At 35.4% G+C, this 13279-nt stretch carries 14 protein-coding genes and 1 pseudogene; 1 reads left to right on the top strand and 14 read right to left on the bottom strand.

What is annotated here, in order from left to right; genetic code table 11:
* Positions 1–13 precede the first annotated feature (13 nt).
* Entirely contained in the window at positions 14–448 is a 435-nt protein-coding gene (locus tag FDF36_RS10405) for an acyl-CoA thioesterase (protein WP_220391288.1), read from the top strand.
* 49 nt (positions 449–497) lie between these two features.
* Here the strand turns inward: FDF36_RS10405 and FDF36_RS21525 are convergent.
* The 14 genes and pseudogenes from FDF36_RS21525 to FDF36_RS10335 all read right to left on the bottom strand — a co-directional run.
* A pseudogene (locus FDF36_RS21525) lies at positions 498–708 on the bottom strand (LruC domain-containing protein); the annotation flags it as partial.
* 6 nt (positions 709–714) lie between these two features.
* Entirely contained in the window at positions 715–2262 is a 1548-nt protein-coding gene (locus FDF36_RS10395) for an ATP-binding protein (protein ID WP_220391287.1), read from the bottom strand.
* Between the two features lie 147 nt (positions 2263–2409).
* On the bottom strand, positions 2410–2502 hold the full coding sequence (locus tag FDF36_RS10390; protein WP_005784981.1) for a smalltalk protein: 93 nt from the start codon (positions 2500–2502) through the stop codon (positions 2410–2412).
* Between the two features lie 21 nt (positions 2503–2523).
* Positions 2524–3003 carry an HU family DNA-binding protein gene (locus FDF36_RS10385; protein WP_220391286.1) on the bottom strand — a complete coding sequence of 160 codons (480 nt, stop codon included), beginning with the start codon at positions 3001–3003 and terminating at the stop codon, positions 2524–2526.
* Between the two features lie 322 nt (positions 3004–3325).
* Positions 3326–3910: an N-acetylmuramidase family protein gene (locus FDF36_RS10380; RefSeq protein ID WP_165017506.1), complete on the bottom strand. Its 585-nt coding sequence runs from the start codon at positions 3908–3910 to the stop codon at positions 3326–3328.
* A 6-nt stretch (positions 3911–3916) separates the two neighbouring features.
* Positions 3917–4867: an MraY family glycosyltransferase gene (locus FDF36_RS10375; RefSeq protein WP_005781524.1), complete on the bottom strand. Its 951-nt coding sequence runs from the start codon at positions 4865–4867 to the stop codon at positions 3917–3919.
* A 3-nt stretch (positions 4868–4870) separates the two neighbouring features.
* Positions 4871–5833: an NAD-dependent epimerase/dehydratase family protein gene (locus tag FDF36_RS10370; RefSeq protein WP_220391285.1), complete on the bottom strand. Its 963-nt coding sequence runs from the start codon at positions 5831–5833 to the stop codon at positions 4871–4873.
* 30 nt (positions 5834–5863) lie between these two features.
* A complete protein-coding gene (locus FDF36_RS10365; RefSeq protein WP_217497671.1) occupies positions 5864–6574 on the bottom strand; it encodes a WecB/TagA/CpsF family glycosyltransferase in 711 nt (236 codons plus the stop codon).
* Positions 6571–7716, bottom strand: coding sequence for a non-hydrolyzing UDP-N-acetylglucosamine 2-epimerase (wecB, locus tag FDF36_RS10360; RefSeq protein WP_220391284.1), 1146 nt, complete (start codon positions 7714–7716; stop codon positions 6571–6573). Before wecB ends, FDF36_RS10365 begins: the two co-directional genes overlap by 4 nt.
* 30 nt (positions 7717–7746) lie before the next feature.
* A complete protein-coding gene (locus FDF36_RS10355; RefSeq protein WP_050550859.1) occupies positions 7747–8814 on the bottom strand; it encodes a glycosyltransferase family 4 protein in 1068 nt (355 codons plus the stop codon).
* Positions 8811–10031, bottom strand: a complete 1221-nt coding sequence (locus FDF36_RS10350) for an O-antigen ligase family protein (RefSeq protein ID WP_220391283.1) — start codon at positions 10029–10031, stop codon at positions 8811–8813. The genes FDF36_RS10355 and FDF36_RS10350 overlap by 4 nt, the downstream gene beginning before the upstream one ends.
* Positions 10021–11358 (bottom strand): lipopolysaccharide biosynthesis protein, encoded by a 1338-nt coding sequence (locus FDF36_RS10345; protein WP_032543141.1) that lies wholly within the window; start codon positions 11356–11358, stop codon positions 10021–10023. The genes FDF36_RS10350 and FDF36_RS10345 overlap by 11 nt, the downstream gene beginning before the upstream one ends.
* Positions 11359–11397: 39 nt before the next feature.
* The gene (locus tag FDF36_RS10340) at positions 11398–12267 is read right to left on the bottom strand and encodes a DUF6492 family protein (RefSeq protein WP_220391282.1); all 870 of its coding nucleotides are present in this window, start codon (positions 12265–12267) and stop codon (positions 11398–11400) included.
* Between the two features lie 15 nt (positions 12268–12282).
* On the bottom strand, positions 12283–13275 hold the full coding sequence (locus tag FDF36_RS10335; protein ID WP_220391281.1) for a glycosyltransferase family 10 domain-containing protein: 993 nt from the start codon (positions 13273–13275) through the stop codon (positions 12283–12285).
* Positions 13276–13279: the final 4 nt, after the last annotated feature.

Genomic DNA, 13279 nt, shown 5'->3' with positions numbered 1-13279 from the left:
TAAGAGAAAACAAATGGAAGAAATCGAATTTCATCACAGTTTACCTATACAACTACGATTCAATGACGTAGACAAGTTCGGACACGTCAACAACACTGTCTATTTTTCATTCTACGACCTCGGCAAAACAGAATATTTCGCTTCTGTATGCCCGGGAGTCGACTGGGAAAAAGACGGCATTGTAGTCGTACACATTGAAGCCGACTTTCTGGCACAGATTTTTTCATCGGACCACATCGCCGTACAAACCGCCGTTTGCGAAATCGGAACCAAAAGCTTTCATCTGCTGCAACGGGTCATCGACACCGAAACAATGGAAGTGAAATGCATCTGTCGCTCGGTCATGGTGACATTCGATCTGGAGAAACACGAATCCAAGCCACTGACCGAAGAATGGATAGAGGCAATCTGCCGGTTCGAAGGAAGAGACTTAAGAAAGAAAAAATAGATAATCCTCCGTAGAAAAAAGGTATCTACGGAGGATTTTATTTTTCTCCTTAATATAAGAATTCCTTATTCACGTTCCCCGACACACTCGCGTCAAACCAGGAAAGATTGGATTGATCAAGCACCCATTTCTCATAATTAGGATATGCCTATATGACATTAATTCTCTCCTTGGGATAAATCCGAGTTGTCGTTTTCCGTCCTAAAGAGTAAAGTGTCAGCATATTTTGCCGGCTTATAATCCACCAGATGAATCTCTCTTTATATTCAGTCCACGATCCAACTATCAATATTCCTTGTTTTCGAGCTAAAGTTCCCTCCTGCCTTTATCAGTTGGCGGGAATCATTGGCAAACGGAGCGGCATATTCCTTTTCTTCTATCTGTTTCAAAGCCTCTTCCGCACTCCCGTCAAATTTGAACTCCATCACATAAATGTATCGTTCTGTCTTCAAAACCATATCGATGCGCCCGTTAGAAGTATGATACTCCGCCTGGACATAAAAGCCAAGTAACTTATAAACAATAAAAAGAACATTCTGATAATGCAACTCCAAGTCACGTACCAGTTCATAAGGAGTATCGGCGAAGAAACTTTGCAGACGGCGAAAGAAAGCATCACAATCTCCCTGTTCCACTTCAGAAACGAACCTGGTTATATGAAACCCTGTTTGTCCTTTATCAATATTTGCATAAAAAGGAAGTAAATATCTGATAAATCCTTCCTCTACTTCCCGATTGGGAAATCCCAGATGGTAGATATCAAAACGTTCATCATACCCTTTTATCGTCAGATAGCCACTCTGATAAATCACCGGCAGAGGATTCTTCGAAGTAGAATCTATGCAATTCAGCATATCCGATGTCGCCTCATCGTGCGCCAGCTGTTGCAAGTCATATTTATCACGCAGTAAAAGTTTTACCAAATAAGACGGAGTACCTGTTTCGAACCAGTAACTACCAAACTTCATCTTATAAAAAGTATTCAGTATACTGAACGGATTATATAAACCGATAGAATTTTCCGTGAAATGATAACCATCATACCGTTCCTTTAGCTCCCGGCAAGCATCTTCGTACGACATCTTTTGATATTTCGCCAACTGACGAATTTCCGGTTCCAGATAATGATGAATTTCCTTTTCTGTAATTCCACACAACTCCACATAAGGTTCGTCCATGGAGATATCGTTCAGATTATTCAGGTCACTAAACACACTTACCTTACCAAACTTGGTAACTCCCGTCAAAAGGGCAAAGCGGATATACCCATCCATCGTTTTCAGCACAGAATAAAAACCTTTCAGTGTATCACGATACTTCTCTCCCAACTCCTCATTACCGATAGCCTGCAACATCGGTTTATCATATTCATCAATCAAAATCACCACCCGCTGCCCCGACTGTTCACAAGCACGCTGCACAATACCCTTGAAACGCAGAGGAATAGAAGTTTCAGAAGGAGCAGTCCCGTACATCATTTCCCATTTGGCCAACGTATCGTTCAATATCCGATCCAGGCTTTCGGGCGTATCATACTTTTCCGTGTTCAGATCCAGATGCAAAATCGGATATTTTATCCAGTCTTTCTCCAATCTCTCCATAGCCAATCCACGAAACAAGTCTTTCTTCCCCTGAAAATAAGCTTCAAGAGTAGATATCAGCAGACTCTTGCCAAAGCGACGGGGACGGCTCAGGAAATAATATCGCCCCGTATTCGCAAGTTTATAGATTAACTTCGTTTTATCAATATAAAAGTAATTATCATCTCGCAAACTTTCAAAGTTCTGTATCCCAATCGGGTAAAGTTTAGCCATAACGCATTTCTATTAATCGTTTCACTCACAAATATACAAGATTATTCTTAATTATCGGTTTTGCTAACCATAATAATAAATGCCGGTACCCATTCTTCCGAACAGATACCGGCATTTATTTTTTCAACCGAAACGATCGGTCAGTTATCAGAGCAGTCCCTGCCCTCCTATCACTCCGGCAATGGCGCTTGCCACAGCTATGATCACCTTTAAAAGGATATTCCAGCTATTCTTCTTCATATATTTATCTGATTAAACTTATTACGCAGTCGGATCATCCACTATGTCTCCATCACCACCTCCGGAGCCATTATTGCCCGAAGCACCGATCCCACTCGCCTTCTGAAACTCAACACCCTGAAACAAAGCCCGGGTAGTACCGATAGCCGCAGGACGAGTATATTGAGGAGTAAAATGACAAAGAAGGGCTGCCACCTGATTCGGATTCACCTCTTCCTCTTTGTCCACTCCCCTTCCCCGTGTACGCGCTTTCATCGTAAAAGTACCCAATCCGTCCAGACGTACCGTCTTACTGTCCAGCAGTGCACTACGCATCGCTGTCATCAAGTTCCGAACCACATTATGCACATCACCCGGAGTCAACGACGACTTTTCCGCAATCATTTCAGCCAATTGCTGAGTAGATACCATCTTGCCTACCTTCACCAAATTCAAGTGCCATTTCTTATCACCGGACTTAGTTGCCATAGTCGATTTTACTGCTTTATAAAATAATGCCATATTCCTAATCTCCTTTTTTTAATGTTATTACCACTGATTTTATTCACATTGCGTTGATCAACATTGCAAAGGTGGACATTTGCAGGAAGATGACAAAGGAAAATGAGGCGTCCGGATCAAGTTATACAGAACAAGTTATAATCATCACATTATCAGAGTCATTACTTAATTCTTTCTCATACATCTACTTCACATACTCTGCTATGGTTCGATTATTCATATTATATCCGTTTAACGGAATGTCCCCAGATTTATACCCGATATGGTATAAAGCTGGGGACGAAACAAAAATCTACACCCGAAAACCGGGTATATCTCTTTTCTACTTCGTAAATCTCCGATAAGCCTCTTCTAATTTTTTATCGTACTGATTCTGAGCATATCCGGAACCATTATATCTTTTGGCAAAACCGGTCCAGTCTTTCCGCTCCAGATTGGGCCGTAACCCAGCAAGTTTAATGAACCTCGCAAATGCCTCCAGTTGCTTATCTTCTCCGGTACACATATCTTTCACCATTTCATCTACACTGCCATACCCACACATCACATAGTTAAAGCCCATCACCTGAAACATTCCCCATGAAGTGGAAGCGTCAGCAGCTTCTTTATGTATTTTCCGGGCCTTTTCCAGACGTTCATACTCTCTTATCCCTCCATAATAATGCCCCTTCTCCCATTTAGGATAAAGAATATTTTCATTGCCCGCAACATATTTCTCCGGATCAAGCCCCTGCTTCTTGAGTTCACGCCAAAAGATGTGTCCTTCGAATAAAATCACCGGTCGCCCCGGAGCCACAAAGCCCCCACGACCACCGGTTTCAACTGTCTGTACGGCTTTTACCACTGCCATTTCAACGCCAAGCCAATCTGCCACACGTTGAAAATCATTCTCTGTTAAGTTTTCCATGAGTAATTAATTTGATTTATGTAAATAGAAGAATCTCTTCATAAATAGGAAGTATAATAGCCCCAACACCAAGATGCTCCCTAATAAATACCCATATCCATACTCACGTAACAGCAAATATCCTACTAGAACTACGGTTTGCACCGACATATAGGTCAATGCCACTGCCACGTGTGGTATCTTCAGCTCATTGGCCATGATCTGATACAAATGTTTCCTGTGAGGCAAACCAATATTTTCATGTAGCAACAATCGGTGTACGATCGTCAACACACTATCCACTCCGTACACAACAAGCAATACAAGCCAGCTGAAATCTTTAGTTTGAAAAATCAAACTCCCGATCAGGAACAAGACTACAAAAGCTATACTGACCGAACCCACATCACCGGCAAAGCATTTCGCTCTCTTACGGAAATTAAAGAAGTCAAACACCAACACAGAACAAATCATCGTATAAATAAAACTCTGTTCTGTGAAGGAGATCACTTCTGCATTCACATATGCCAAAGAAATCAGGATAACCAATGAATATCCGCCGGTAATGCCGTTAATGCCATCCATAAAGTTATAGGCATTGATAATCCCCGTACAGACGATCAGAGCGACAAGCAACGTCCACCAAGGCAAGCTAAACAATCCCCATTGATAGAACATCAGGCCCATTGCCATAAAATGGAAGACTAAACGCAAACCTTGCGAAGTAGAACGGATATCATCTACAAAACTGATAAAAGTGATCAAGGTCAAAGCCAGTATAAACCAAGGGTATTCAAACTGATTCGTCAGGAAAAAAGTCAATGCACCCAAATAGAAAATGATTCCTCCACCTCTCAGAGTAATACGGGTATGCGAACTCCGCTCGTTTGGTTTGTCGATAATATTACATTTATCAGCAATACGGAAATAAAAAAGTTCTGCCAGGAATAGCAGAACTAAGATTAGCAGATAATACATAAGTTATTTAGTTTCTTCAAATGAACGAATGGTCTTCATTAATCCTTCTTTAGCAGTGACAGGTAATTTATCGATACCTAAAGCTGCTTTGATCTTAGCATTACTTACCACATAATTCTCCGTCAGTTTACGAAGTCTTTCGGTATTCAAAGGCAAGTGGAGTAAAGTGCCCAATCCGGCACAAGCTTCCATAAAACGCTTATTCATCTTCCAGATACGAGGTTGTTTTTCCATTGCCTCGCACATGATGGCAATCAATTCATTTGTTGACAAAGCTTCATCATCCCCCATATGATAAATGCCCGTAGGTACATCCTGATTCAAAAGCCCTTCAATCACATAACAAAGGTTATCGATTGAATTAAACGAACGACGATTATCAAAATCACCAAGAGGCCAAGGGATTCCTTTTTTCACTACATTATATAATAAATTCAGATTCCCTTTATTTCCCGGTCCGTGAATCATACAAGGACGAAGAATATACACCTGTTTCTCTGTTGTTGAGTATTCTAAATGCTCCTTTATATATTCTTCAGCCTTGATCTTACTCTCTCCATAAGGCCCAACAGGAGCCGGAATAACATCCTCAGTAAGCATATCTCCCACTACACTATCAGCCGCAGCTTTTACTGAACTAAAAAATATGAATTTCTTCGCAGAAGACTCCAAAAAGAAATCAAATATCTTTTGAGTCAGGCCGGTATTAATATCAAAATAAGACTGAGCAGTTGATTGGTTTTTCGTATCATGAGCCTTTCCGGCAAGATGAATGATTGCATCAAAATGCGGGAGATTTTGCATCGGGAAAGATTCAGGCCCAACATCTTCCCAAGAAAGACTATTTATAATTCCATCTTTATCAAGAGAAACAATATCCAGCCCATAAAGAGCATGTTGACTTTTTAAAGCCATAACAAGACTAGAACCCACAAAACCGTGAACTCCAGTAATAAGTATGTTCATCAAAAGAAAAAATATTTAACGAGTGAAATACTACAGTTGTCGCGTTAAATACAACCATACAAACTGAATTAAAACAAACTGTCTCTTAATCCTAATCGGTTGCTTTATCAAACGATAAAACCATTCTAACCCAAGGCGCTGAAAAGGGCGAGGAGCCCGCTTTACCGCACCTGCATATACATCAAAACTACCACCTAAACTCAAATACGTAGCTGGGTATTTACTCCACAATCGAGCCATCAGTTTTTCCTGAAAGGGAAAGCCAGTAGCAACAAACACAAAGTCAGGAGCTTCTTTTATTAAAATATCTTCTAACTGTTTAAACTCTTCTTCCCTTTTAAAAAAGCCATCTCTATATCCAACAATTTGTAAATGTGGATATTCTTCTTGCAACTTCTCTACAACCTGACCAATAACTTCTGAAGTAGAACCACATAGAAAGTATTTATGTTTATCACCATATTTCTTTATTAGTTCCATCCAAAGCTCACATCCTGGTATTCTATGCACATTTTTAGCTCCTTTTTGCCTAAGAGCCTTAACTGTTCCAATACCATCAGCATATCCTATATGCTCATTTATTATTGTTTTCATTTCATCATCTGCGCGCATTAAAATCTCTGCATTTACAGAAAGAACTAATTTTTTCTCATTCAGACATTCTTTTACAAGTTCATCCATCGAGTGAAAAGGGTATACTTTCAATCCTTTTATTATGATTGGGCTCATATAATCTTTCATAGAGTATTTCTTTTATTACATAATTTTATTAACGTACTCACTATCTTATTACAGGCTTCACCATCACCATATGGATTTTTTATATTGCTCATTTCCTTATATTTAATAGGATTTTTCAATAATTCAATTGTCGCATTTACTATTTTTGTTGTATCAGTTCCAACCAAAATAACTGTACCGGCTTCAACTGCTTCTAGTCGTTCAGTAGTATCTCTCATCACTAATACAGGTTTCCCTAAAGATGGTGCTTCTTCTTGTACTCCTCCGCTATCAGTCAGAATAATCTTGCTCTTATTCATTAACCAAACAAAACTAGGATAACTCAATGGAGTTATAAGAAACACATTGTCAATTCCACTAAGTTGCTCATACACAGGATTAGTAACATGGGGATTTAAATGAACTGGATAAACAATTTGAACATCAGGACATCTCATAGAAATTTCCTTTATAGCAGTACAAATATTGATAAATCCCTGACCGAAATTTTCACGCCTATGCCCCGTAATAAGAATAATATCTTTATTCATTTGAAGCAGTGACTTTAGATCTTCAATTTCAGCATTATTATAGCCCTCTTTAGTTACTTCTGAAACACTTTGGTATAAAGCATCAATTACCGTATTTCCTGTAATATCAATATGTTCTCTCAATATGCCTTCAGAAATCAGATTATCACAACTTTTAATCGTAGGGGCAAAATGAAAGTCTGCTATACGTCCAGTAAGCTGCCTATTCATTTCTTCTGGAAATGGAGACCACTTATTCCAAGTTCGTAACCCTGCTTCAATATGTCCAACTTTACAATGAGCAAAATATGCAACAAGTGCAACAGCTGTTGAAGTCGCAGTATCTCCATGTACTAGCACCCAATCAGGACTCCATTCTTCAATAACTGTCTTCATCTTTATCAATATATCAGCCCATATTGTATTAAGATTCTGATCGGGACGCATTAAATCCAAATCATAGTCAGGTACTATTTTAAAAAAAGTCAAAACCTGATCAAGCATTTGACGATGCTGAGCAGTAACACAAATACGAGTTTCAAATAAATCACTACGCTCCTCTAATGCCTTATATAAAGGAGCCATTTTTATCGCTTCTGGGCGTGTACCAAAAGCCAATAATATTTTCTTCATTATCACTTTTATTATAATATAATCACTATACTAACACATTTCTAAACGCCTACACAACATATTATAAGAATGCTTTTTGGAGAATCGTTGAGCAGTATTAACCGCATTCTCTTTCATCTGCAGTTTAGTCAAATTACTACTCTCAATATATTTCAATATTGAATCAACTAATGAAACAGCATCTCCTGGATTAAAAAAATAGCCATTCTCTCCTTCTTTTATATAATCAGTAAGTCCACCAATACAAGACCCTATGACAGGAACACCACAGGCCATAGCTTCTAAGCCAACTAGACCTAAACTCTCTTCTAATTGAGTTGGAAAAACAAATAAATCCATTTGAACATATTTTTCAGGAAGTAATTCATGTGGTATAGCACCTACAAATTCAACATTTGCCAGTTTAAATTTCTTTATCTTATTCTTTAAAAGTTCCACTTCATCTCCACGCCCGATCATCAATGCGTCAACGTCAATTCCATTGATGTTGAGTAAGTTTATAGCCTCTAAAAATGTATTCCATCCTTTTCCACGATCAATTCTAGAAACATAGCCAATTGTCAATCGTTTCTTTTCAGTAGTAGAGGGGCGAAATAAATTCGTATCAACTCCCCCCGAAGGAAAAACATATAATTTACTTACTGAAATTATAGGCAACAACTGCTCAAAACGCTTTTGAAAATAATTTGAAGGAAGAACTATTAATTTCGATTTCTTCAATAAAGGAATAACCATTTTTTGTAAATATGAAGCTAAACTCGACTGAGTTAACAAGTCTTCGCCATGTACATTAAAAACCAACGGCAACGAACGAAAAAAGTCTACTATTCTCAAAGGGATAGCTGCATGTGTGATCAAATGTACATATACATAATCATATCGTACAAAAAGGAGTCGAAATATAATGCAAACATAAAAGACAAAATATTTCAAGCACTTTTCACAGAGTCCATTGCTACGTCCAGCTATTACAATCCGTTCAACGTTCCAAGAAGGAGCAAACTCCTTCAAACCATCCACAAAATCCTTAACAAAAGTTCCAAAAACAGGATCCTTCAACGAAGGATACATATTAGAAATAACAAGAATCTTTCTCATTTATTTTTTATCTTATAATATTGCAAAGAATTCATCACGGCGATAAAAAAATTAGCAGTACCTGAATAGATAATATGCCCTGATATACAAGATGCTGAAAACAACAAGACATTAGTAAAAAATACAACTTTAGCAAAAGGATATTCAGCATTTTTATAATAAACAAGGCTACGAATCAGAACATAGGCATAAAAACTATAAACAATAGCAACCCCTAGTATTCCATAATTAAGTAGTGTATCATAGAAATCTCTTTCAACAGTAACACCACCTCCCATACCTAATAATAAAACCTCCCATGGAGAATTGTAAAACATTTCCTTATTTAGATCCCAAAAATAATCACGACCACTATATATAACTGCATTCAAATCTCCTTCTTCTAAAATATAACTCCATCGTTGCAAAGAACCAATATAATCTAATATATAATATATCATATATATTACTATAAATACAATGATACAACTAAAGAAGATCTTAACTAACTTATGTTTCATCCCGGCTTTATGTGACTGATACAGTCTTGGAATAACCAGCAAAGATATAAATATAGATATTAAACCTGTTTTTGTACCAATCAGTACCCCAACAAGTAAAGAACAAAAACATAAAAGGACATACTTCCAGGTTACTTTTTTGCTCTTTATGAATGAAAAAAAGAGTATTAAAGGGACTAATAGCAAAACTACTCCTGATAAATCGTTTCCTGCATAAAAAAAGCCTCGATAGGTGAAAGTGCCTCCATATTGTTTATATCCGACCCCTAACGGCCCTAAAGCGATATTAATAAAAATAATAGCAAAACTGAAATATATAATTGACTTAATACGATGAAAAATATAATTAGACGGAAATATACGGAAAAGCCTTACGAAATAGATAAAATATATAATAGTAACTACAAACTTCATCAAATGAGTAAATGACTCACCTATAAAGAAATTTTGTATATCATAAAAAAAAGTATAATGAAAAAGTAAAATTGCAATATATCCACAAATAACATATGCGACTTTTACAAAAAAAATATTATTGAACAGACGACATAAAATTAATATTAATAATACATTTTTCACCAATAAAGAAACGGGTATATTAATTCCATTCTCTAAAAAATATCCATTTACACAATCAAATAATAAGAGATAAGTTGATAAAAGGAATATCATCCTATCGGCAAATGAAAACAGAATATAATCCTCCTTATTTGTCATTTACAATTTTCTTTGTTTGCCAATGCATAACCCAATAAGCCAATCCCCAAAATAAAATAGTAGTTATAGGCAAACCATAAAGTCCCATAATTCTTAAAAAGAAACTTGCAGTAGAAGTTATTAGTGCACACGATATTAAACTTGTGATTAAAAGGATATTTATTCTATTACAAGCCTTTGGAATTATACTAGCAGAATTAAATAACATAAAAAAAAGTGTACTGATTCCTAATAGTAAATACATAACAAAAGAGGTACTATACTCATCACTAGCTATAATCTTCAAAAAGAAATTACCTAAAAAGCACAATAACACACAGAACAAAACAAAAACACAAACAATAACTTTCACATTGTAATAATAAGTTTTTCGACACCATCCGAAGTCTCTTCGATAAATAGCAGCGGCATAACTTCCCCACAAAGGATTAAAAACACTCTGAAATATTGCAACTCCCAATGTATATAACTTAGTGTACATACTATAATCTGCGGCAATTTTAACTCCAAGAACTGCACTTGCTATTATAGTTCCTGCGTTCTGCAAGAAACTTGAAGATAACTGTAAGCCCATGAACTTCACACCAACTTTAAATAATTCAGCATTACATTTATAAAGATCTTTCCAATGAACCTTAAAACGAAACCATTTATGCCTTAATACAAAATACAGAGTTCCACAAAAAGAAAAAAATGTATTAACAACAAAATATGCCATTGAAATAAATACTATTGAAACATGACACAACGAAAGTATATATATAATTAAAACAGTAAAAATGGCCTGCAAAGAAGTAAATAATGCACTAAAATGTGATTCTTGAAAAGTAAAATATAAAGAATTACCAATAGTAAGAGGGATGGTAAATATAAAAATGATTTGAACCATTATTAAAATTTGGACACCTATAGCCTGTAGTTCAAGATTATTGGTCTTAAACAAAACTTCCAAAGGAATGTATGGGAATAAACATAGTAACAAAATGGTCAATACTACGGCAAGTAACAAAAAGAAGTAGAACACTGAATAAAAGTATTTTTGAGAATTAATACTTTCCCCTTTTTCTTCTACCAATAATAAACTAATCTTATTTCTTAACGCGTTAATAATACCAAAATCTCCTGTAACGACTATAGCTGCTACAGAAGTAATAGCCGCCCATACGCCAAATGCTTCTTTAGAGTAATAGCGTACTAAAATCATAACAACTATTAATCGGCAAATCGCATCTAATCCTGTGGCTCCTAGTACAGAGCACATGCCTTTTAGCAAGTTTTTATTTTGTTCTGTTCTAATAGCATTATGTATATAACGTCCCAATAACATACTGGCATTTTTAAAATATAAATATTTTTTATTGAATAATTAGTAAAAAACGGATATTAACTTTATGGCAACTCTTAATGGAAATTGGCAAATGCGACGTAATAATCTCGGAGAATCTGCAGGTTCTAAGGAGATAGTATCCAATCCATTAATATTATTCAATTCTTTCTTTGAAATGTATCTACCATATATTTCACCAGCTCTACGATAAGTTTGCAGCGTTCTAAATAAAAACGATTCAGGATATTTTTGGGAGATAAACGTACCATACGTTTCAAATTCACTAAACCCTAATAAAACGTTAGAATCTATTGCAGATACTATTTTTTCCCAATAATGATATCCCAAAAGTTCCTCATTAGACTCAATTGTAGCCACTAAATCCTTCATATATTCAACCTTCACCATCATATATTCAGCTATAAAAGAACTTGATATCTCTTTTTTAAAGCCGATCAATCTCATTAAAGTAAAAAAATACGGTTCATGATATTCATCTTTCAGACAAAACAAAACACGTTCTTGTTCAAAAAAAGAAATATGCCTAACTGGAATGGTATCAGCATCCCATATTAGATAATATTCTCTACTATATGACGAGATTGCAAAAGCTATTTTTAAAAATTGCTGGAAATACCATCCACTTTTGCTTAGTAGAAAAGGTTTATGCAAAGACAAATATTTCATCAAGTTATCTTTAGACAAACCTTCAATTAATTCATCTTCATCTATCAAAAAAACATTATTACACTTCTTTAATAAGCGTTTAAAAAAAACAAAATAATTTCTCTTGGTAATCAAATATATTTTATATGCATCAAAAAAGGAAGATATTCTCTCAACAGTTGTTTGCACTATAAAAAGATCCTTTACTCCAACACATATTATAACATCGTATTTTTTTTTCATAAAGTAGCTTTTAAATTAAAAGAATATCCTATATATTTTCTGTCTCACTTTACACAATAAATCTACTTGTTCAGGATTAAGGATATATCCAGCATCTTTACAAGAAACAGTTACGTTTTCCAAAATAATATCATTCATTTTAGCGAATATATTAAACTCATTCAAGACCTTTTTCTTTTCTTCTAAAATCACAGAAAGCTTATTTTGATAATAATTGCCTTTAATATATAAATTAATTTTTTGTGCAGTTAAATCAACAGAAGACATATCTATTTCTTCATAAGCAGCTTCTGAAAAATAATTAGATAAGTCAGGAGCTCCCCAATAAAAAGGGAAAGCTTCACATAAATAGGCATCAGCAATCTTCTCGGTCCAATATCCTTTTTCTCGACAGTTCTCGAAAGCCAACACGTACTTATATTTTGAATAGATATCATATTTATCTATAACAAAATCAAAGCCTTCACCATAAATATCCAAAAGATCTGGTATTATTGATTTTAATTTCAATAAAAAATCCAATCGCTGACGATGTCCTCGAGTCAATGTTTTATTTGAAGTAATCACCGCAACTTTATTCTTTTTATCACAAGTTACTCTTTGTTGTAAAGTATCATAATCTAAGAAATTGTCTTTATCCCAAGCTTTTAAATCAAAATCAAATTTAGAGCCTACCATCCACGGCAATAATGGAAATGAAGAAATGGTATTTCCTTTATAACGAGAAAAATTTCTAAATGAAACAATATTACCAAATTGATTAATATATTTAGAGCTATATAACTTAACAGAAGCCGGCTCACAAATACATAAAAAAGTATTTTCTTTTCCACATTTAACAGGAATATCCTCTAAAATAGAATCAATGACAAATAAACAATCACAGTCTTCACTACCCGAGTTTAAGATAAACTCACAATTCCCCCATTTAGGAATTTGCTTGGGAAAATGTTTTATTAAAGGGTGGGTAGTAGCACTATATACTGCAACTTTCCAAATCTGTTCCATAACT

Source organism: Bacteroides fragilis (genome assembly GCF_019583405.1).
Lineage (GTDB): Bacteria > Bacteroidota > Bacteroidia > Bacteroidales > Bacteroidaceae > Bacteroides > Bacteroides fragilis_B.
Note: the sequence above shows the minus strand (reverse complement) of the source record. Positions and strands in the feature narration are given on the sequence as shown.